Source organism: Mesomycoplasma ovipneumoniae, from assembly GCF_038095995.1.
Classification (GTDB): domain Bacteria; phylum Bacillota_I; class Bacilli_A; order Mycoplasmatales; family Metamycoplasmataceae; genus Mesomycoplasma; species Mesomycoplasma ovipneumoniae_F.
Window position 1 is genome coordinate 87,226 of sequence record NZ_CP146005.1, and the last position, 21,951, is coordinate 109,176.

Consider the following 21,951-nt stretch of genomic DNA (forward strand, 5'->3'; position numbering starts at 1 on the left):
TTTGATGAGATAATTTTAAAAAAGTCTCGGATTTTCAGTTCTTTTTTAAATTTTTTGTTAAGAGTTAATTACAAATTTTATTAGTGATTTATTAAGATATCAAAGTAGAAATCATGCCTATTTCAAATATTTTGATCACTAGAAACACCACCACGATTTTTAAATATCATTTGCTGATTTGATGTGTTAAATCCAACCCTTTGTCTTAATTTTTGCATCAAATTGGCAAACCCAGAAAAAAATAATTTATTAATTCCGCAATTTATTTCAGTTGATGGAATTGGCGATATCAACGCCCGAAAAAATCATTAAATCCCGTAATTTACGGCCTTTTTTGCCAATTGAAAATTTTCAGACCAGGACAGAAACAAATAATACAGCACTAAAAAAAATTAATATAACTGTGAGTTTTTGGTAAAATTTCTAAAATAATACAAGTAAATTTATTTGATTAAACAAAAACAACAAAAAGCGAGTAAAATATGGATATCGGTGACAAAGTACTATGTAAAATCAAATCTCTACATAAAAAATATTTTTGGGTTTCAATGCCTGATGGCTATGATGGCGTTGTTTTTTTAGATGCAAAACAACTAACAAATGGTCGAAAAATTGATAATTACTACCAAATAGGCCAACAACTTATTTTAAAAATTGAGACAATTTCTCATTTTAACAAAAAAGCATCACTTTTAGATACCCGTAGAGTAATTTACTACAATGAAGCCGAACATCTTTTAGAAACTCAATCAGGATTTAAAAATCTACAAAAATTGTGCGAGGAGCAAATAAATTATGAGTCTAAGTTTAGAAATAAAGTCAAAAATAAACCTGAATTATAGTGAATTTCAGCAAAAAGTTGCTGAAATTCACGAAAAAATTAATTCAAAATCTAGTCCTGATATTAATTTTTTAGGGTGAAATGATTTTCCTAATTCCGCTGTTAATTTTGATGAAATCAAAAAAATGCAGCAAAAAATCCAAAAATTACATGAAGACTCTATTAATATTTTAGTTGTAATTGGAATTGGTGGTTCATATTTGGGAGCAAAAGCTGCTATTGATTTTACAGGTGGTCTTGGTCCTTTTGATAATAAACCCGAGGTTATTTTTTTAGGAAATTCGCTATCATCAACAGATTTAGCCCAAAAACTTGAATATTTAAAGACAAAAAAATTCGCAATTAATGTTATTTCCAAATCTGGATCAACAATTGAGCCAGCAGTAACATTTCAAATTTTATATCAATTTTTAGTTGATCAAGTTGGTGAAAAAGAAGCAAAAAATAGGACTTTTGTTACAACAGGTTTTAAATCTGGCGAACTTTTAGAAATAGCAAAAGCAAATAATTTTGAAACATTTGAAGTTATTGACTCAATTGGTGGCCGTTTTAGCGTTCTTTCATCTGTTGGATTTTTTCCAATGATATTTGCTGGAATTGATGTTTTTGAGGTAATTGAAGGAGCAAAACAAGCACACAAGAGTTATTCAAAAGAGCTTGTTGAAGAAAATTTAGCCTATAAATACGCACTTTCTCGTTTTTTGCTTTACAAAAATCACGACTATAAAACTGAAATTTTAGTTTCATATGAGCCATTTCTAATGTATTTTAATGAGTGGTGAAAACAACTTTTCGGCGAATCTGAAGGAAAAGATTTAAAAGGAATTTTTCCAGCTTCTGCAATTTTTACTACAGATTTGCATTCACTTGGTCAATTTATTCAATCAGGAACTAAAAATTTTTTTCAAACCGTTATTTATATAAAGAAACCAAAATTTGACACTGAAATTAAAAAGTTGTCAACTTTTGAAACAAAAATTAACACACTTTCAGGAAAAACCTTAAATGAAATTAATTATCAAGCATTTTTAGCAACAACACTAGCGCATTCAGAGCAAGGAAATAACCCTAATTTTGTAATTCAAGTTGAGGACAGCTCGCCAAAAACATTCGGTCATTTAGTAATGTTTTTTGAAAAAGCATGCGCAATGTCGGCTTATTTGCTCGGAGTTAATCCATTTGATCAACCTGGCGTTGAAGATTACAAAAAAGAATTAGTGAAAAATTTAGGCTGATCTAAGTAATTTTTTAACATTTTTCCAAACTTCCAGTTTGATGTGATAATCTTAAAAAAGTGTCCGGTTTTTTTGGGCACTTTTTAACTTTTTTGGCAAAAGTTAATCACCTATTTTAAAACACTGACAAAATCAATTTATGGACTAAACAACAAAAATCATAAAAAATACAACTACTATTTAAACTCAATGCGAATAGAAAACTCGTTTTTATTTGCTGCGAGCCTAAAAAAATATATGAAGTTTTGAAAGAACAATAACCAAAAGCCCTAAATTTATAGATTTCTAAACGGTTAAATTTAAGGCATACCATCATATTTAAAAATATAATGGATAATTCGCACTGACTGATTTTTTTTATGACAAAAACATCCTTGATTCCCCCTTAATTCAATATCAAAATTTATTCATTATTCTTAGTGAAGATTATTATAGCATAATTTTATTTTAGACCAAACATTTTTTTTTTTTTTTCAAAAGGTTAATTTCGAAACTATAAAAATTAAGGTTTAAGCCTCAAAAAACACGGATTTACCGTTATTTTTGCATATTTACATTCACTAAAAGTGAATTTTTGCCATCAAACTGTCAAACTTAGGAGTTAAAAATTTAGGCTGATCTAACTAATTTTTTTAGATTTTTGCTCTAAAAATAAAGAAAATTAAAAAATAAACTCGACAAAAAAGCCAACACCTTACTGTTAACTTTTTTTGCCTGGTTTTTTTAAAAATTTGCTATAAATTTATACACTTTTTGTAAAATTTACGATTTCTATAGTCTTTGAATTTACTTTAAGTTTTTATTACGCGTTATAATATAAAGTAATTTTTGAAGAAAGGTTATTTATGAAAAAAATAACTATTTTTGAAGCTTTTGCTGGTCTAGGATCACAATTGCGTGCGCTCAAATTGGTAGGAAAAACTCTAAATTTTGAGGTTGAATCATTAGGAATTATTGAGTGATATATTCACGCTATTATTTCTTATCAAATTATTAATTATGAAGTCTTACCAGCAGATACAAAAACGCCAATAGAAGTAATTATTGATCAACTTTCTTCATTAAGCCTTTCAATAGATAGCAAAAATTTAGTGTCTAAAAATTATTTTCAAAAAATGAAGGAAGATAAATTGCGTAAAATTTATCCTTATTTTTTAAAAATGCTCAATAATCCGTCTCTCTCTCTCTCTCTCTCATCTCTAAGAACAACAAAAATAATTATTATCCTTGATATTCAGATATTCATCAAGTTAATCAAATACCTAAAAATATAGATATTTTTACTTATTCTTTCCCTTGTCAAGACTTATCGACACAAGGATTACAAAAAGGTCTTAACCCTTCAACAAGAAGCGGGCTACTTTGGCAAATTAAAAGAATTTTAGAAAATAATTTAGATAATTTACCTAAAGTTTTGTTGTTGGAAAATGTAAAAAATTTAGCTAGTCAAAAATTTCGTGCTGAATTTAATAATTGAATTAATTTTTTAAAAACTTTAGGCTACAAAAGTAAATGAAAAATTTTAAACTCTACTGATTTTGGATCATCTCAAAATAGACAAAGAGTTTTCATGGTTTCTTGGTTGACTAATAAAAAATTTGAATGACCAACCCCAATAAAACATAACAATAATTTAAAGAAGATTTTAGATTTTACTCATCTACCAAATGAAGAAAATCTAGCTAGCAAAATTTTTAAATATCAACTAACAAGCCCTAGAATAACAAACTCAAGAATTAAGAAAAAGGAAATTATTAATTTTACTAAATTTAATTCTGAAAACTATATTTATTATCCTGACTTTTTCGGACCAACACTTACAGCATCAGGGGCTAACTCTAGACTTAAATTTTTGTTTCAAGAAAACTACATAAGAGAAATAAATTTTTACGAGTCCTTTAAATATATGGGTTTTACAGCACATGATGCTCATAAAATTTATAAAACAAATTTAGTTCAACCAAAATCTATAATATTTTTAGCTGGTAATTCAATATCTATCGAAGTTCTAAAAGCACTATTTGAAAAAATTGTTTTGCTTTTAGAAAAGGAGTAATAGATGAGTGCAACTTTGAGATGGAGTAAATTAAAAATTAAAAGCAAACACTTTTCAGAAAACAAAAAAAATAAACCACAATTTAAAGGGGAAATATTTTTTGTTTATGATATTGAAAGTTTAGTAATTCATCATTTTTATATTCAAATTAATAGTTGTGTCATGTCTAAATTAGTAACTAAAAGCCATAGAGAAGCCCATGAACAATGCGATATTAATAAAACAAGGTGTTGCTATTATAAAAAAAGGGAAGAGTTTTTTAATAGTCTTGAGCAAAAAGTTGTTCAAAAAGATAGACCACCTAAATCTAAAATTTATAATCAAGATGATTTACAAATCTTAAATAATGATGAAATTGTACACTTAAATAAACTATTACGGGAAGCAAATTTTTTAACCACAATTAAAAATTTATATAAATTTATCTATGGTTCCAACCCAGGTGGAGAATTATTTATACCTAAAAATGCTCCTATTATTTTCCCGAGTTTCCCAGTTTGAAGGCAAAAATTCACTTTTTAGTAAATATAAATATGAAAAAAGACCTGTAAATCGGTGTTTTTTGAATGTAAAACCTTAATTTTTATTGGTAGCATTTGGTAGCATTTTAAGTAATTTTATGGTATAATTATACATTATGAAAAAACAAAATTTGTTTTTATTTAGTGTTTGAGGATCTTCAAAAGATAAACCATATAAATATGTTGGCTGAACACAAGGTTATTCCAAAGGTCCAAAACGTTGATTTAGTTTAGGAAATGAGCGGAATTTGGAAAAAATTAATCCAAATGCTGTTCAAATTATCAAAGAAAAATTGAAATTGTTTTCAAATTTAGATGACAAAGATAAAGTCAAGGCTATTTTACTTGATTCTATTAAAAATTCCGCAATAATCGAAGGTTCGGTTTTTGTTGGTGGGGAATTAATTGAAAAACTTATTGAAAAGCACAATATTTTTGAGTCACTTCCTAAAAGTAGACATAAAAAATGAAAGAAATTTTAACTACTTAATTTCAAAACGGATCACTGATCCTGGCAGCATTATTAATGCTTTTGATAAAAAGGATGACTACTCAAATCAAATAAATGCTTCCAAAAATAGCTTTTATAGACTCCTAGATCTTGTCTTTGAGTCACAAAATCAACTTTTAAATAGTGTCAACAAAATGGTAACAAGCGAACTTGGAAAAAGGGACAGTGAATTTTATTTTGACTCATCAACAACTATTTTGAGACATTTGAAAGAAATGGATTAAGAATTCCTGGCTATTCTAAAGATGCTAAATTCAAAGAAGACCAAATTGTCATTGGCTTAGCGTGTGATAAAAATGGTATTCCTTTTCATATTAAAGTTTTTAAAGGAAATACCGCGATTCTAGTACATTAATCCCTTTTGTATTAGATGTTGAATCCAAATATAATATCAAAAATATGACAATAATCGCTGATCGCGGCATGTCAACTGCTGCAAATATTCGATTTCTTGAATCAAGAAACTATAATTTTATTATTTCATATCGTGCAAAGGTAGGGACTCAAAAATTCAAAAATTATTTACTAGATCCAAGGGATTATGTTGATGTAAATGCGGATTTTAAGTATAAAAAAGAAGAATTTTATTCATCTTATAAAAATAAAAGATACACTGAAAATATTAGAAGAAGAATTATTACTTACAGTACAAAAAGAGCGATAAAAGACAGAAAAGCTCGTGAAGAGCAAATCGAAAGTTTTATTAAAAAACAAAATAAAGACGGTTTTATTGAAGTAAACAAATTGTTTGGTAAAAAACCTAAATATTTTAAGGAAATTTCAAACATGAAATTTGAATTAGATCAAAGTAAAATTGACAAAGACAAACAATTTGATGGCTACTATGTTTATGAAACAAATATACTGAATTTAAATGTCTTAGATATAGTTGAAAAATACCAAAAACAGTGGAATATTGAAGCTAATTTTAGAAGTCTAAAAGGTTTGTTGAATATTCGGCCCGTATTTTTAAGAATTGACGAGCACATTCTAGCTCATACACTTTTGTGTTTTATCTCACTAGTTATTTTAAAAACTATAATATTTAAAATCAACAAACATATTAGTGATAACAAGTTATTTGAAAACAATCAATTAACTGAGGTTGGTTTAGTAACGATGTTGCAAAAATTAAGGCAAAGGGTTGAATTTAACACTTTAGATCAGCAAATAACATTTAAAAATCGAGATGGTGTTCCTAGTGATCCGAATATTTGAAATAGGTATGATTTTTACTTTGATATCTTAATAAATCACTAATAAAATTGTTATTAACTTTTACCGAAAAACTTAAAAAAGTGCCTAAAACCAGATGCTTTTTTAAAATTACCTTATCAAACTGGGAAACTCGGGATGCTCCTATTATTTTAGATGATGAGGAAAATTTTGATAAAAATATCAGTTATTTTGCACTCTTTTTCACATATTATTCTGATTTTAAAAATAATAATTATGAATATGATGAATATGATGAATATTATGGTATTTATAAGGATGATGATTTATTCGAAGATGGTGAAAATTATTTTGATAGATTTAAAGATGCTCCTAAAAATTCAAAACTTCATAAAGTTTATCAATCATTAGTAAAACTCACTAGCAAAAAATCCAGTAAAGAAAGTGGCAAGAAAATTTTAGCAGAAATTAAAAAGTACTTATCATTAGATCAAATTAATTCTTTAGTAGAAAAAGAAAGAACAAAAATTCAAAAAATTAAGATAGATTCTATTAATATTCTTGATTTGAATAAACAAATTTATTTAGACAGGGCACATATTTTCCCAGTTGAAAGAATTAAAGATAAAATAGTAAAACTAGTAAATATGGAAAGCTATAAACTTGCCAGTCATGAAGTACAACGCTTTGTTAAAAAAATCACAGAAGCTCATAATTTAATAGCTTTAGATAAAAACTCACATAGTCAGTTTGATAGAAATAAATTTACATGAGATTCCAAAAATGGAAAATTGGTGGTTAAGTGTTGCAACTCACCACAAACATGCGAGCATATATCTAAAAAAATTACCGATCTTCCAAAAGAAAAAATTACTGATGATATTTTAGATAATCTCTATTTAAGAAATTCTGGGAATATTTAGTTTTTTGGTTCTCTAAGTTTTCCTTATTCTGATTTATCTTTAGTTATTTCGTAATATCTCTTAGCTATTTCTATTAATTCTTCTATTGTAAATTCGTTTCAATCTGGTTCAATTTGTTTTTTAGGTTTGCGACTACCCGGCTTTTTGTTGGCACCCTTTTTATTTAATAATTGATCTTGCATACCATTATTATAGCATCAAATATTTTTTTTGGTTCTTAGATCTAGATGTTTTCTGGTTATAAAATTTGTATCTGGCGAAATATCATTTATATAATTTATTGTTTGTTTTAATCCAAATTCACTGTTAATTTTATAAATCATATCAAACTCGTCTTTTATAAAGTGTCTTGACATTAGAATTCTCCTTTTTGTTGCATTTGAAAATTTAAAAAAGCTAACACCCAAAGTGTCAGCTTTTTTAAATTTTAATCGCTAACAATAACTGTTGCATATTTGCGCTTTCTAGTTTTATGAAATTTTACAATTCCATCAGCAAGTGCAAATAAAGTATCATCGCCACCAATTCCAACATTTAATCCAGGGTAAATTTTAGTTCCCCTTTGGCGGTAAATTATTGAACCAGTTAGCGCAAATTGTCCATCAGCGATTTTTTGACCGAGTCTACGACCTATCGAATCACGGCCATTCTTGGTAGAACCACCAGCTTTGGTCTTTGCCATTTCTAAATTATCCCTTCAATTCTGTTATTTTTACGCGGGTAAAGGGTTGTCTGTGCCCTAATTTACGTTTGTGAGTTGATTTTGGATTGTGACGGTAAACGACAATTTTTTTACCACGGCCTTGCTTTTCAACAATGCCAACAACAGTTGCATTTTCAACAAAAGGAGTTCCAATTTTTCCATTAATAAAAAGAACATCTGTGAAAATTACACTTTCACCTTCGTTTTTATCAATTTTTTCAATAAAAATTGTTTGATCCTTTTCAACTAAAAGCTGTTTACCACCGGTTTTAATAATTGCAAACATAAGATGCTCCTATGAATAATCATCCTAAAGGTACTAAATACTGATATTATTTAGATTTTAACCTTTTTGGTATGGGATGGTTTAACAAAATAAACAAAAAAATTATACCACTTTTATTAAAAAATCAAAAAAATTATTTTTTTAGTTTGTTATAATTTGACCTATGAAATCTAGCCCAACTTTTGCCACTTTTTTAGAACAAGAAATTAAAAAAACTTATTTCCAACAGCTTGAAAAAACACTAGAAATTGAATACAAAAATTACCAAATATACCCGCAAAAACAAGACTTATTTCGCGCCATCGAGCTAACAAGTCTTGAAAATTTAAAAATAGTTATTGTTGGTCAAGACCCTTATCATCAAAAAGGACAAGCAGATGGACTTGCTTTTTCGACTCGAGCCAAAATTTTACCACCGTCACTTAAAAATATTTTTTCTGAAATAAAAAAATCATATCCAAACTTTTCAAAAACAGACGGAAATCTCCAAAATTGAGCAAAACAAGGCGTTTTACTGTTAAATACAGTTCTTTCTGTCAGAGAATCAAGCCCTAATTCGCATGAAAAAATAGGATGACAAACTTTTAGTCTTAATTTAATAAATTTTATTCTGTCAAACAAAAAAGACATTGTCTTTTTAATTTTAGGTCAAAAAGCTAAAACTTGCCTTAAAAATGTGGACTTTTCTGCTCAAAAAGTATTTTTTTATTCACATCCTTCGCCTCTTGGTTTTTGGAGATCGCTAGAAAATTCAAGAGTTTTTGAAAAAATGAATGATTTTTTAGAACTAAAAAATAAAGAGCAAATTAATTGGAATTTATAGAAAAAAGTGTATAATTTTATATCAAAAACGTTTAAAGGAATTTGTTATGCAAATATTAGAAAAATTAAAAAAATATTGCGATATTGATGGAATGTCCCGTTATGAGGATGAAATTGTTGCTGAATTAAAAAGGTCAACTGCTAATCTTGATCTAAGTTATTCTCGTGACGGTTTTGGGTCATTGATTATGCAACAAAAAAAGCAAAATTCTGGGCCTAAAATAGTTGTTGCAGCACATATGGATGAAGTTGGCTTCATTGTTTTAGACATTACCGAAAAAGGTTATATAAAAGTAAAATCTGTTGGTGGTATTTGAGGAAACGCTGTAATTGGCGCTAAATTTAAGTTAATAAACTCTTTAGGTCAAGAATTTTACGGTGTTGCTGGTCATACTTCGATTCACATTATGGAACGCCAGAAAATTGAAAAAGCCTTGATGGTAAAAGATCTTTATTTTGATTTTGGATTTAGATCAAAAAAAGAAGCCCAAGATCTTTCAGTTGAAATAGGAAACAGAATTTACTTTAGTAACCCTAGTTTTTTGATGCACAATCAAGATTATTTTGCATCAAAAGCGATAGATAACCGTGCTGGAGTTGTTGTAATTGACGAACTTGCTCATCGTTTGCATAATAAAAATTTAAAATCTAATCCAATTTTAGTCGGAACTGTTCAAGAAGAAGTTGGTTCACGTGGTGCAAAAATGGTTGCAAAAATGATTAAAGCTGATGTTGCTTTTGCAATTGATACAGGTGCTGCACACGATACTGAGGATGCAATTCCTGGTGTGCAAAAATTAGGAGCCGGAGTTGCTATTGACATTGCAGATGGTGGCGCACTGATGGATCCAAGACTTGTTGACATTATTTTCCGAATTGCCAAAGAAAGAAACATACCAATTTACCGATATGTTTCTCAAGGTGGAGGGACTGATGCAGAAGAACTCCAATATTCAGGATACGGAACTCCTACAGTTAGCATCTCGATTCCACAGCGCTATTTACATTCAACATATGGTCTAATTAGTATTTCTGACATTAAGGCTGCAACTGATTTAATCGAGGCTTTTATTTTAGAATTTGGCCAAGAAGAAAATGAACAATTAATTTATAAATAATAGTTTAAAATTTTTTCTGTTATATTTAAAATTTAACGGCAATTAAGTTAATAAATAAAATAAATTGGTTGTTTTAGTGCTTTTTCTGCTTCTGCTTTAGCAAGTTTTGAGTCATCTCATTTTACAGTATGACCGTCACTTTTAATTTCGCCGGATCCTGTTGTAAAAGTTCGATAAACAGCGGCAATTCCCAATAAAGCAGGCGCTATTTTTCCAACTGCAGTTGCTACATTTGAAATAACAGCAAAAGCACCAGCTCCGCCAGTTTCATGTTTATCTTTTTCGCTTAATTTAACGAAATTTTGGTTTGGTTGTTTTTTCATTATTTGTATCTCCTTTCACCCAAAGTTAGTCAAAAGGCTTAAAAACATCTAAAAAAGGAAAAATTTAGGAAAAACGTGCAAGTTTTCACATTATCCCGCGATGAAGCATTAAAAATAATTAAAAATCCAGAATTTTTGCAAGGCAAAATTCTGGATTTATCATCCTTTAATTTTCAAGAAATTGCTGATTTTGCTTTTTCAGGAATGAATTTAGAAATAAAAAAACTAATTTTGCCAAATTCACTTTTAAAAATTGGCGAGTCTGCCTTCATGTTAAACAAAATTGAAGAAGTAGTTTTTGGCCCAAATGTTGAAATTATTTTAGACTCAGCTTTTGAATCTAATTTAATAAAAAATATTAAAATTCCTGAAAAAGTAACTGTATTAAATAGCTCAGTTTTTGCAAATAATCAAATTGAAAACCTGTTAATTCCTGAATGAGTTAGCCAAATTAAATCTGATTCATTTGCCGACAATGCAATCCAAACCATTAAATTTAATTCAAACAAAATTAATGTTGATATTTACTCTTTTGTTGGAAACTCACCAAAAAAAATTGATATTTTTGGTGAGTTTTCTTTTAAAAATGATAGTAAATTGTTGAATTTCTATAAAGTTAAACTGGATTTTTTTAAAAATTTTGACAAATTTGAAAATAACTTCAAAATTATTGTCGATAATTTTGAAGTTAGCCAAATTTTCTTATCATTTAATTGAGAAAATTTGGAGAGTATAAACTTAATTTCGCCTCATTTTCAAACTGAAAAAGAGCTTGAAATTTTTATTAACAAGTCAAAAATAGATAAAAATCTTCATTTTGAAGGTTCAGGGCCTGATTTTTTGAAAAAAACATTAAAAATTTGCTAATATTTTTTAGTTTGATATTATAATTATAAATAATTTTTTATATATTTTCAACAATTCGAAAACTAAAAACAAGGACACAAACAAAATCATGAATGCAATGAAAAATTATATTTCAAAAAGAACGAAAATAATTGCGACAATCGGCCCATCAACCCAAGATTATGAAGTTTTAAAACAACTAGTTTTAGCTGGAGTTAGTGTAATTCGGGCTAATTTTTCTCACGGAACATACGAAGAGCAGCGCCAAAAATTCGAAAATGCTCGCAAAGCTTCGCAAGAACTTCAAATTCCAATTTCAATTATGCTTGACACAAAAGGACCTGAAATCCGTGTAGGTAAAATTCTTAATGGTTCGCAAAAAATTCTTGCAAATCAACATTTAACTGTCCTAACTGATAAAGATTCTTATGAAAATTTTGAAGGAACAGACCAAGTAATAACTGTTTCACACGAAATTGATAAAGACTTAAAAGTTGGCGACAGAGTTCTTTTTGATGATGGAAAATTACAATCAGAAGTTGTTGAAATTGAAGATGGAAAAGTTGTAGTAAAGACAAAAAATTCCCACATTTTAAAACCAAACAAGCGCCTAAATATGCCTGGCGTTCCTTTTTCATTACCTTTTTTATCGCAAAAAGACATTAACGACGTGCTTTTTGGCATTTCAGAAAATATTAATTATGTTGCTGCATCCTTTGTAAATTCAGCTGAAAATGTTAAGGAATTACGTAAACTTTTAGATGAAAACGGTGGTTCTCACATTCAAATAATTTCAAAAATCGAATCAACATTAGGTCTTGAAAATATCGATGAAATCATCGAGTTATCTGATGGAATTATGGTAGCCCGTGGTGATTTAGGATTGGAAGTTCCTTATGAAGAAGTTCCGTACCAACAAAAAAGAATAATTAGAAAATGTCGTTTTGCAGGTAAAACTGTTGTTGTGGCAACACAAATGCTTGATTCAATGGAAAAATCTTCTCAACCAACTCGTGCTGAGGTTTCTGATGTTTATTGAGCAACTGAATTAGGTGCTGATGCGACAATGTTATCAGGCGAGTCTGCCCAAGGACAATTTCCTGTTGAGTCAGTTCAAGTTATGGCCGTAATTAATAAAAGAGCCGAAAAAGAGTTCTATAATAAGCTTTTTTACACAAAACAGTTGGCCGTAATTACTAAAAACTCAAAAGGTCCTCGAGCGAAAATTGCTCACAAATTAGCTCACCTTGCTTATGAAAATGAAATAAAATATACTGTTGTTCTATCAAGAACTGGCGAACTTTTAAAAGCAATAGCTAAGTTTCGTCCAAATACTGCCGTTATTGGTGTTGTAAATAATGAAAAATTAATTTCAGGATTTGGAATAACATCTTCAGTTTTTGTTTCAATTAATTCTATTTCTGAATTTAACGCGATAAAAAGCGATTTTAATTTAGCGCGTAATGTTTTAAAACCATTTGGAGCTGAAAAGGGAGACACCTTTTTAGTCGTTGAAAACGAAAAAATGGTGCAATTTGTTTATTAATTTTTAAATTTTTAAATTTTTAAAAATTTGCTTTTGAAAATTTAAAAATTAAGTATAATTATAATGCAAATTTTTATTTGTAGAAAGTAGATTTGCTCTCACCTGAAGATCGCAAGATCTTGGGTTTACCTAGCAAACAAAGATTATTATTTTTTTGTTTAAATTATAATTTAATACTTTTTAAGATTTTTGTATAAACATAGTAAAAACCATTGAAAATGGAGATAAATTTAAATTTTGAATCCTAAAAATCTTTTTCAAAGAAAGCCACAACAAGATCACCAAATTAACGAAAATATTATGTTTCCTAACGTTTTTTTAGTTGGATCTGACAATGAAAAAATTGGAAAAACTCCGACTAAAGAAGCGCTTGAACTTGCAAAATCCAAAGGACTTGACTTAGTTTTAATTTCAATTAAAGAAGTAAAAACTAAAGATGAAAAAGTTCAAAAAGTTCCAATAGCGAAAATTCTTGATTATGGTAAGTTTCGATACGACATAAAAAAGAAAAAAAAGGAAGAAAAGGAAAAGCAATCCTTTACTAATAACCGCGAAATACGGGTGAGTTTTAATATTAACAAGCAAGATATTCTTGTAAAATCAAAAAAAGCTAGAGAGTTTATTCTTGATGGCGACCGTGTAAAAATTGCTCTTCGTTTTCGTGGTCGTGAAATTACCCGAATTGATCAAGGTAAAATAACACTTGAGATATTTTTTGACCAATTGAAATACATTGCCAAAAAAAGCAAGGAAATTTCGCAAAACGGTAATTTTTTAGTTATGCATCTTGAACGTGATCGCAAAAAACTACCTAAATTCACTTCTTCAAAACAGCTAAAAGAACTTTTAGAATACGAAGAAATTCAAAATAAGGAAAAAAATGCCTAAAATCAAATTAAAAACAAAGTCAGCATTGAAAAAAAGAATTAAGGTTACTGCAACCGGAAAAATTAAGCACGGACATGCATATCGCTCACATTTAGCGCAAAATAAAACTACAAAACAAAAGCGCCAATCAAGAAAAGCTACTTTAATCGATCCTTCAGATTATAAAAGAATAAAAAAACTAATTTAATTAATTCAAAGAATTCACTAAATTTTTTGAAACTACATTATATAAAAGGAGAAATTTTATTATGAGAGTCAAAGGTGGAAGTGTAACGCGCCAGCGTCGCCGTCGTTGATTAAAATTAGCAAAAGGTTATTGAGGGCATAAATCAATCGGATTTAAAGTTGCAAAACAGGCAGTAATTAAATCTTGAACCTATGCTTTTCGTGATCGAAAACAGCGTAAACGTGAATTTCGAAAATTATGAATTAGTAGAATAAATGCTGCAGCTCGTGACCAAGGAATTTCATATTCGCAATTAATGCATAAAATCAAACTTGCAAACATTGAAATTAATCGTAAAATGCTTGCTGAAATGGCAATTAGCCGCAAAACTGAATTTGATAATATCATTAAAATTGCTTTAGAAAAAGGTCAAAAATAATCCCTTTCTTATTACAGGAGGAAAAAAAATGGCAAGAAAAGACCCAATTTCACAACGTGGACCAATGAGCGGAAATAACCGTTCTCACGCCCTAAATGCAACAAAACGTAAATTTAATTTAAATTTACAACAAATAGTACTAAAAACTGCCTCAGGGCAAAAAGTTCGTATTAAAGTTTCAGCTAAAACCAAAAAAACCTTACAAAAATGAGGTAAAATTTAAAATCTGAAATTTTAATACAATAAAAAAAACACTTTAAAAATAAAGAAAATACATTAATTTAGATACATCAAAAAGGTGTGTCTATTTTTTTATTAATTTATTTTAAATTGAAATTTATTCTTTTTAAAATTAATAAATTATGTTAAAATTAATTTATTAATTTTATATAGTTTAAACAAATTTAAAGGATAATTATGAAAAAAATATTACCTTATGGGATGCTAATGCTCTTGAGTGCAAGCCCAATTATTATAGCAGCTTCAATTAATAAACCAAACGCACAAAATTATAATTCATATGCTAATATGAATTCCAAGAAAGATAAAGTAAACGTTTCTTTATTACGCGAAGAAGCAAAAAAAACATTAGATCATATTAGAAAATTAGATGCTGAAAACTTTAGCGCTAATTCTGAGGAAAACAATCCCATAAAAATCGCTGATTTTACAAAATTTGAAAATGATTTTAATTCTTTCATTGATAAAATTGAAAAAAATCCTAGTGCAGATTTAGAACAATTAGCAAAAACACAGTTAAAAACAAAAGGGTTGGATTTAGACAAAATTATTAAAGAAAACTCTAAAAATCTCAAAACCGAATCTTCCAAAAACACCAAGATTAATTCGGTTAACTTTTCTTCTTATTCAAGTAGTGATTCTATGACCTTTGAACAATTAGCAAATGAGATTTGAAATGGTCATGTAAAATCATCAGTTTTTGCTGCTATCAATTATGCTCTTACAATCGCTTATGCCTTTTCTTGAAATTTTTTTGCCGTCGCCGCATCAGCAACAGCTGCTGGAACTTTAACTTATTTAGCTATTGAATATAAGCGAGCTTATAACGACATGACTAATGATTCTGAATGACTAAGGTTTAGGTATCAAAAAATTAAGGAATTTGAAGATTGAAACAAAAGGGTATTTATCCCGGAAGTAAGAAAGGCTAAGACGCGTATTTATTCAATACTTAAAACAATTGACGTCTTAAGAAAAATAGTATTAAAAACTAGACCAATTTTAGTTTCTGCTAGTTGAGCGAATTGGAAAATTAAACTTGCCCTTGCTGTAATTGATGTTATTCAAAATATAATTTGAAGATTTGTATTATAAAAATATAGGACAACTAATTTAATTAGATAATGTTTGATAAAAAAAGTTTAGAAAAATTTTTTAATCTAAAATTTAATAATTGAATTTTTTTTATTCCATTTTTTGGTACTAATAGCTATTATAAATTATTTGATTTACTTGTAGAATACAACAGTTTTGAGGGGATTTTATACTATAAAACTAGACTAATTTCGAGACTTTTCTATTTAATTCTTCATTTATTTTCAATCATTTTAACCATTTTATTATTTGTGTTAATTTTTGTTTACAGAGTTCATTTTTTTTCTTTTGGTGAAAATTTTGTTTTTAGCCTAGAAAATAAACATAATTATTTTTATGACTATAATATTTGATTTCCGAATATTATGAATGTGGCCATATATTCTTTCATTGCGTTTTTTGGGTTTTTTTTAAATGCTTTTTGAGCAAAATTTGTTATTTACTTTTTTAAGAAATTTTTATACCGAAAATATGATTTGAAAAATAAAACCACAACCTTTGAATTTTTACAAAATTTTAATTTAGAATCTTTTGTAAATTCCGTTCTTGTTGACACTGAAAATTGTAAAAAAAAGAGGAAGAAATCAAGAAAAATTTGTTGAAAATATCAACATAACTACCCAATAATTAGCCTTTTCACAGAAGTAATCAACTCCCCTAAGCGTACTAGACGTTCTTTTAAATATCATTATATTAAGTTAAGGAATCGCAAGGAAATTAGTGAATTTAACTGGGTTGTAACTGTGGTTCAAAACTATTATTGATTTTATACATTTATTTTTGCTTCAATTTTTAATAAAAATGAAAAAAATTTTAATAGAAAAAAGTTTTTCTACTATTTATTTAAAATTTTATTTTTTTATATTTTATCAATTTGAATTCTTCTTTTGTCAGTAATTTTTGTATTCTTTAATCATTTTCTTCTTGATGAACAAACATTTTGGTTAAAAATTTCAGCATTAGGATCTGTCATTGTTGTCATTTTTATATCTGTTGTTATGCTAGAATCTATATTTATTGAGTGGTCATATCGCCGCATTAAAAAGCGATTCTTTGACACTAATCTAATTAAGTCTGAAGAGCAAAATTCAATATAACTGTTTTTTTTAAGGACATTATCTAAATGCCCTAAATTAGATTTCTATTTGAAAAATACATAATAAATCTAAAACACAAAATTATGAACACTCCCAATTTAATAATTTTATATATTTCAAATAAATTTAAAGGACACTCAGTATAATTGATATAATTCAAATTGCAACTTGAAATTTGTATAAAAATAGAGGTTAGCCAATTTAATTAGATAATGCTTAATAAAGAAAGTTTAGAAAAATTTTTTCAATTTAAAATTCAATAATTGGATTTTTTTTATCCCATTTTTTGGAACTAACAGCTATTATAAATTATTTGATTTACTTGTAGAATACAACAGTTTTGAGGGGATTTTATACTATAAAACTAGACTAATTTCGAGACTTTTCTATTTAATTCTTCATTTATTTTCAATCATTTTAACCATTTTATTATTTGTGTTAATTTTTGTTTATAGAGTTCATTTTTTTTCTTTAGGCAAAAATTTTGTTTTTAGCTTGGAAAATAAAGATAATTTTTTTTATGACTATAATATTTGATTTCCGAATATTATGAATGTGGCGATATATTCTTTCATTGCGTTTTTTGGATTTTTTTTTAAATACTTTTTGAGCAAAATTTGTTATTTACTTTTTTAAGAAATTTTTATACCGAAAATATGATTTGAAAAATAAAACCACAACCTTTGAATTTTTACAAAATTTTAATTTAGAATCCTTTGTAAATTCTGTTCTTGTTGACACTGAAAATTGTAAAAAAAAGAGGAAGAAATCAAGAAAAATTTACTGAACATATCAGCATTGGGAAACAAGAATTAGCAATTTAAGAAAAAAAATTCCCTGCCCTAAGCATGTTTTATTTACTAGACGTTTTGTTAAATATTATTATATTAAGTTAAGGAACCGCAAGGAAATTAGTGAATTTGACTGGGTTGTAGCTGAGGTACAAAACTATTATTGATTTTATACGTTTGTTTTTGCTTCAATTTTTAATAAAAACGAAAAAAATTTTAATAGAAAAAAGTTTTACTACTACTTATTTAAAATTTTATTTTTTTATATTTCATCAATTTGAATTCTTCTTTTGTCAGTAATTTTTGCACTCTTTAATCATTTTCTTCTTGATAAGCCGATATTTTTCTGAAAAATTTCATCAATGGCAGTTGTTATTTTTGTCATTTTTGAATTTGTTGATATCCAAAAACGTATATTTATTGAGTGAACATATCGCCGCATCAAAAAGCGATTTTTTGATGCTAATCTAATTAAGTCTGAAAAACAAGATTCAATATAAATGTTTTTTAAGGACATTATCTAAAGTCCCTAAATTAGTTCAAAAAATTCAGATTATTGTTTTTATTCCTGATTTTGATTGTATTGTTTTAGTTGATTTTTCAGTATTTTATTCCTGAGTTTCCCAGTTTGATGGCAAAAATTCACTTTTTAGTGAATATAAATATGCAAAAAATACCCGTAAATACGGGTTTTTTGATGCTAAAATCTTAATTTTTATTATTTTCCCGAGTTTCCCAGTTTGAAGGCAAAAATTCACTTTTTAGTAAATATAAATATGAAAAAAGACCTGTAAATCGGTGTTTTTTGAATGTAAAACCTTAATTTTTATTGGTAGCATTTGGTAGCATTTTAAGTAATTTTATGGTATAATTATACATTATGAAAAAACAAAATTTGTTTTTATTTAGTGTTTGAGGATCTTCAAAAGATAAACCATATAAATATGTTGGCTGAACACAAGGTTATTCCAAAGGTCCAAAACGTTGATTTAGTTTAGGAAATGAGCGGAATTTGGAAAAAATTAATCCAAATGCTGTTCAAATTATCAAAGAAAAATTGAAATTGTTTTCAAATTTAGATGACAAAGATAAAGTCAAGGCTATTTTACTTGATTCTATTAAAAATTCCGCAATAATCGAAGGTTCGGTTTTTGTTGGTGGGGAATTAATTGAAAAACTTATTGAAAAGCACAATATTTTTGAGTCACTTCCTAAAAGTAGACATAAAAATATGAAAGAAATTTTTAACTACTTAATTTCAAAACGGATCACTGATCCTGGCAGCATTATTAATGCTTTTGATAAAAAGGATGACTACTCAAATCAAATAAATGCTTCCAAAAATAGCTTTTATAGACTCCTAGATCTTGTCTTTGAGTCACAAAATCAACTTTTAAATAGTGTCAACAAAATGGTAACAAGCGAACTTGGAAAAAGGGACAGTGAATTTTATTTTGACTCATCAACAATCTATTTTGAGACATTTGAAAGAAATGGATTAAGAATTCCTGGCTATTCTAAAGATGCTAAATTCAAAGAAGACCAAATTGTCATTGGCTTAGCGTGTGATAAAAATGGTATTCCTTTTCATATTAAAGTTTTTAAAGGAAATACCGGCGATTCTAGTACATTAATCCCTTTTGTATTAGATGTTGAATCCAAATATAATATCAAAAATATGACAATAATCGCTGATCGCGGCATGTCAACTGCTGCAAATATTCGATTTCTTGAATCAAGAAACTATAATTTTATTATTTCATATCGTGCAAAGGTAGGGACTCAAAAATTCAAAAATTATTTACTAGATCCAAGGGATTATGTTGATGTAAATGCGGATTTTAAGTATAAAAAAGAAGAATTTTATTCATCTTATAAAAATAAAAGATACACTGAAAATATTAGAAGAAGAATTATTACTTACAGTACAAAAAGAGCGATAAAAGACAGAAAAGCTCGTGAAGAGCAAATCGAAAGTTTTATTAAAAAACAAAATAAAGACGGTTTTATTGAAGTAAACAAATTGTTTGGTAAAAAACCTAAATATTTTAAGGAAATTTCAAACATGAAATTTGAATTAGATCAAAGTAAAATTGACAAAGACAAACAATTTGACGGTTACTATGTTTATGAAACAAATATGCTAAATTTGAATGTCTTAGATATAGTTGAAAAATACCAAAAACAGTGGAATATTGAAGCTAATTTTAGAAGTCTAAAAGGTTTGTTGAATATTCGGCCCGTATTTTTAAGAATTGACGAGCACATTCTAGCTCATACACTTTTGTGTTTTATCTCACTAGTTATTTTAAAAACTATAATATTTAAAATCAACAAACATATTAGTGATAACAAGTTATTTGAAAACAATCAATTAACTGAGGTTGGTTTAGTAACGATGTTGCAAAAATTAAGGCAAAGGGTTGAATTTAACACTTTAGATCAGCAAATAACATTTAAAAATCGAGATGGTGTTCCTAGTGATCCGAATATTTGAAATAGGTATGATTTTTACTTTGATATCTTAATAAATCACTAATAAAATTGTTATTAACTTTTACCGAAAAACTTAAAAAAGTGCCTAAAACCAGATGCTTTTTTAAAATTACCTTATCAAACTGGGAAACTCGGGATTGACTTTTTGTGTCAATTTTGCATTTTTCTTTTTTATAAATTTGTCTAAATTTTTCTGCAAAATGCAAAATTGCAATTTTTAAGCTTTAGATTTACCAATTTTAATCTTCTAAAATTTGTCTTGAACTGTAATCTATATTGTTTCATTTTGTTGCACCTTTTTGAAGACGCCTAAAATTAGCGTGCTAATTTGTATTAATTTATTCTTTTTAAATACAATATTTTTAAATGAAATTTTCACAAAAATTCTCAAATACATGTTATAATTTTATATTAAAGAATTTTACTAATAAGGAGAAAAAATGAAGAAAAAACTAAAACTTTTTAAGTTTATCACTAATATTGTTGCTTTTTCATCATTAAGTCTAAGTGTTTTTGGGCCGCTTTTACACTTTCAAAATACAAAAAACTATTCAGATTTCAAACTTGAAACTCGTGATATAGATTTATCAAATTCAAAAAAACCGGTAAATTTTGATGATTTAGTCCAAATTATTTCGACCAAAAACCAACAAAATTCGCTTGTCATCAATGCAAATATTAAAAAAGCCAAAACACATCTAAACAAAACAAGCACTAATTCAGACTCCTCTCCTAATTTAGATGATATTGAAATTCAAATTAATCAAGAAGGTGAGGTAATTTTAAATAGTGCTTCACTTGAATTTGTTAATAAAAAAGCTGAACTCTATTTTGAAGAAGGTGTACCAAAACTAAAATTAGAAGGTTATGTTTTTGACTTTAGAGAGCTTAAAAATCAAACTCGGGTTGAAAAAACCTTCTTTTTCCTTTTGCCTTTTATTCCATTTATTTCAAATGCTGTCGCAGCTGCCATTGCCGCAGTAGCAGTTTCCACAGCTACCGCGGTAGCTGTGGAAACTATTCCAAAGGTTGTTGATGATGTAGGTAGATGATTTGGGACCCGTGAAACTTACTATTCGTCAGCTGATTATAGCCCTGTTCATGCGCCAGCTGATAATAACCCTATTACTTGAAGAACTGAAAGCTCAATTGTGGTTGACTTAGATAAATTGCCAAAAGCAAAAGGTGAGCCTAGTATTAAAGAAATAGCAAATACAGCGACTTTAGAACTTTCTATTGTAAGAGCAAAAGAAAAGGAAAAATTAAGACAATACACTGGAATACACCCTGCTTGATTTTTCAATTTTCACAATGAAGACTTAGAACCTCATTTTGTTATTAGTAAACAAGCAATTCCAGAACCTGCAGCCTGACTTTTAGCAGTTGGAAGTTTGCTAGCCCAATCAGAATTAACCAAAATTATTATTAAAAACTTGCTACCTAGTTCAGTAAGAGATAATAAAAATGTTGAAGACCGTAAAATTATGGATAAAAAACTAAATTCACCTATTGATTTTTATTCATATAATGAACCAGTTATGAAAAGTTTGGCTGAAAAAACAAAATATACAGCAAATTTGATATTGGGAAATAGATGGTCATGAGATCCAATTAATAATTTAAATAAAGATATCGGTTTTACTAAAGATCGCTTTGTTGTTGGAGAAGGTCTAGCTAGTGATGCTATTGATTAAACTGACCCTAAAAATGAATTTGATATTGTTGATCCAAGTAAAAATGAAAATGAAAATAAAAATAAAAATGAAAACACAAATAAAAACAAAAATATACCATCATACGTAAAAATATATTTTCCCAGTTATCATGTAAGG

Annotated in this window: 23 protein-coding genes and 2 pseudogenes; 19 read left to right on the plus strand and 6 right to left on the minus strand. The window is 27.7% G+C overall.

From position 1 onward, the window contains the following. Positions 1-80 precede the first annotated feature (80 nt). Positions 81-218 (minus strand): hypothetical protein, encoded by a 138-nt coding sequence (locus tag V3249_RS00395; RefSeq protein WP_337896894.1) that lies wholly within the window; start codon positions 216-218, stop codon positions 81-83. A 264-nt stretch (positions 219-482) separates the two neighbouring features. Here V3249_RS00395 and V3249_RS00400 point away from each other — a divergent pair, with 264 nt between their 5' ends. From V3249_RS00400 to V3249_RS00430, 7 genes and pseudogenes are all read left to right on the plus strand, one after another. Next, complete coding sequence (locus tag V3249_RS00400; RefSeq protein WP_069099184.1) at positions 483-842, plus strand: hypothetical protein; 360 nt, start codon at positions 483-485, stop codon at positions 840-842. Next, positions 796-2,085, plus strand: coding sequence for a glucose-6-phosphate isomerase (locus V3249_RS00405; protein WP_337897129.1), 1,290 nt, complete (start codon positions 796-798; stop codon positions 2,083-2,085). The genes V3249_RS00400 and V3249_RS00405 overlap by 47 nt, the downstream gene beginning before the upstream one ends. Positions 2,086-2,921: 836 nt before the next feature. Continuing rightward, positions 2,922-3,350: a DNA (cytosine-5-)-methyltransferase N-terminal subunit gene (gene dcm_N / locus V3249_RS00410; protein ID WP_341517564.1), complete on the plus strand. Its 429-nt coding sequence runs from the start codon at positions 2,922-2,924 to the stop codon at positions 3,348-3,350. 2 nt (positions 3,351-3,352) lie between these two features. Next, positions 3,353-4,132 (plus strand): DNA (cytosine-5-)-methyltransferase, encoded by a 780-nt coding sequence (dcm, locus tag V3249_RS00415; protein ID WP_341517660.1) that lies wholly within the window; start codon positions 3,353-3,355, stop codon positions 4,130-4,132. A 3-nt stretch (positions 4,133-4,135) separates the two neighbouring features. After that, positions 4,136-4,654: an MAG4270 family putative restriction endonuclease gene (locus tag V3249_RS00420; RefSeq protein WP_425355590.1), complete on the plus strand. Its 519-nt coding sequence runs from the start codon at positions 4,136-4,138 to the stop codon at positions 4,652-4,654. Positions 4,655-4,769: 115 nt separating this feature from the next. After that, positions 4,770-6,424 (plus strand): annotated as a pseudogene (locus V3249_RS00425) (IS1634 family transposase). A 38-nt stretch (positions 6,425-6,462) separates the two neighbouring features. Beyond that, the gene (locus V3249_RS00430; RefSeq protein WP_341517566.1) at positions 6,463-7,263 is read left to right on the plus strand and encodes an MAG4270 family putative restriction endonuclease; all 801 of its coding nucleotides are present in this window, start codon (positions 6,463-6,465) and stop codon (positions 7,261-7,263) included. A gap of 23 nt (positions 7,264-7,286) precedes the next feature. Here V3249_RS00430 and V3249_RS00435 read toward each other — a convergent pair whose 3' ends face one another. The 3 genes from V3249_RS00435 to rplU form a co-directional block, all read right to left on the minus strand. Further along, positions 7,287-7,619 carry a transposase gene (locus tag V3249_RS00435; RefSeq protein ID WP_337896469.1) on the minus strand — a complete coding sequence of 111 codons (333 nt, stop codon included), beginning with the start codon at positions 7,617-7,619 and terminating at the stop codon, positions 7,287-7,289. A gap of 71 nt (positions 7,620-7,690) precedes the next feature. Further along, positions 7,691-7,945, minus strand: a complete 255-nt coding sequence (gene rpmA / locus V3249_RS00440; RefSeq protein WP_010321253.1) for a 50S ribosomal protein L27 — start codon at positions 7,943-7,945, stop codon at positions 7,691-7,693. Between the two features lie 7 nt (positions 7,946-7,952). Further along, positions 7,953-8,252: a 50S ribosomal protein L21 gene (gene rplU / locus V3249_RS00445; RefSeq protein WP_258841206.1), complete on the minus strand. Its 300-nt coding sequence runs from the start codon at positions 8,250-8,252 to the stop codon at positions 7,953-7,955. Positions 8,253-8,415: 163 nt separating this feature from the next. Between rplU and V3249_RS00450 the strand changes: the two genes are divergently transcribed. Then, the gene (locus tag V3249_RS00450) at positions 8,416-9,075 is read left to right on the plus strand and encodes a uracil-DNA glycosylase (RefSeq protein WP_337896992.1); all 660 of its coding nucleotides are present in this window, start codon (positions 8,416-8,418) and stop codon (positions 9,073-9,075) included. A 46-nt stretch (positions 9,076-9,121) separates the two neighbouring features. After that, complete coding sequence (locus V3249_RS00455; RefSeq protein WP_252262924.1) at positions 9,122-10,192, plus strand: M20/M25/M40 family metallo-hydrolase; 1,071 nt, start codon at positions 9,122-9,124, stop codon at positions 10,190-10,192. A 47-nt stretch (positions 10,193-10,239) separates the two neighbouring features. Here the strand turns inward: V3249_RS00455 and V3249_RS00460 are convergent, their stop codons facing one another. Further along, a complete protein-coding gene (locus tag V3249_RS00460; protein WP_282861330.1) occupies positions 10,240-10,515 on the minus strand; it encodes a hypothetical protein in 276 nt (91 codons plus the stop codon). 72 nt (positions 10,516-10,587) lie between these two features. On the opposite strand from V3249_RS00460, the pseudogene V3249_RS00465 reads away from it, so the two are divergent. From V3249_RS00465 to V3249_RS00495, 7 genes and pseudogenes are all read left to right on the plus strand, one after another. Further along, positions 10,588-11,382, plus strand: a pseudogene (locus V3249_RS00465) (leucine-rich repeat domain-containing protein); the annotation flags it as partial. 88 nt (positions 11,383-11,470) lie between these two features. Then, positions 11,471-12,907, plus strand: coding sequence for a pyruvate kinase (gene pyk / locus V3249_RS00470; RefSeq protein ID WP_080684857.1), 1,437 nt, complete (start codon positions 11,471-11,473; stop codon positions 12,905-12,907). Positions 12,908-13,144: 237 nt separating this feature from the next. After that, positions 13,145-13,795 (plus strand): translation initiation factor IF-3, encoded by a 651-nt coding sequence (gene infC / locus V3249_RS00475; RefSeq protein ID WP_010321260.1) that lies wholly within the window; start codon positions 13,145-13,147, stop codon positions 13,793-13,795. After that, positions 13,788-13,982, plus strand: a complete 195-nt coding sequence (gene rpmI, locus V3249_RS00480) for a 50S ribosomal protein L35 (protein ID WP_010321261.1) — start codon at positions 13,788-13,790, stop codon at positions 13,980-13,982. Before infC ends, rpmI begins: the two co-directional genes overlap by 8 nt. A 61-nt stretch (positions 13,983-14,043) precedes the next feature. Beyond that, a complete protein-coding gene (gene rplT / locus V3249_RS00485) occupies positions 14,044-14,400 on the plus strand; it encodes a 50S ribosomal protein L20 (RefSeq protein WP_044284349.1) in 357 nt (118 codons plus the stop codon). Between the two features lie 28 nt (positions 14,401-14,428). Further along, a complete protein-coding gene (gene rpmB, locus V3249_RS00490; RefSeq protein WP_010321263.1) occupies positions 14,429-14,623 on the plus strand; it encodes a 50S ribosomal protein L28 in 195 nt (64 codons plus the stop codon). Between the two features lie 194 nt (positions 14,624-14,817). Further along, positions 14,818-15,735: a hypothetical protein gene (locus V3249_RS00495; RefSeq protein ID WP_341517567.1), complete on the plus strand. Its 918-nt coding sequence runs from the start codon at positions 14,818-14,820 to the stop codon at positions 15,733-15,735. Between the two features lie 859 nt (positions 15,736-16,594). Here V3249_RS00495 and V3249_RS00500 read toward each other — a convergent pair. Further along, positions 16,595-16,795 (minus strand): hypothetical protein, encoded by a 201-nt coding sequence (locus V3249_RS00500; RefSeq protein ID WP_337902696.1) that lies wholly within the window; start codon positions 16,793-16,795, stop codon positions 16,595-16,597. 698 nt (positions 16,796-17,493) lie between these two features. Here V3249_RS00500 and V3249_RS00505 point away from each other — a divergent pair. From V3249_RS00505 to V3249_RS00515, 3 genes are all read left to right on the plus strand, one after another. Beyond that, on the plus strand, positions 17,494-18,123 hold the full coding sequence (locus V3249_RS00505) for a hypothetical protein (RefSeq protein WP_337902697.1): 630 nt from the start codon (positions 17,494-17,496) through the stop codon (positions 18,121-18,123). 380 nt (positions 18,124-18,503) lie between these two features. Continuing rightward, a complete protein-coding gene (locus tag V3249_RS00510) occupies positions 18,504-20,162 on the plus strand; it encodes an IS1634 family transposase (RefSeq protein ID WP_341517504.1) in 1,659 nt (552 codons plus the stop codon). Positions 20,163-20,559: 397 nt separating this feature from the next. Further along, positions 20,560-21,813, plus strand: a complete 1,254-nt coding sequence (locus V3249_RS00515; protein ID WP_341517568.1) for a hypothetical protein — start codon at positions 20,560-20,562, stop codon at positions 21,811-21,813. The last annotated feature ends 138 nt before the right edge of the window (positions 21,814-21,951 follow it).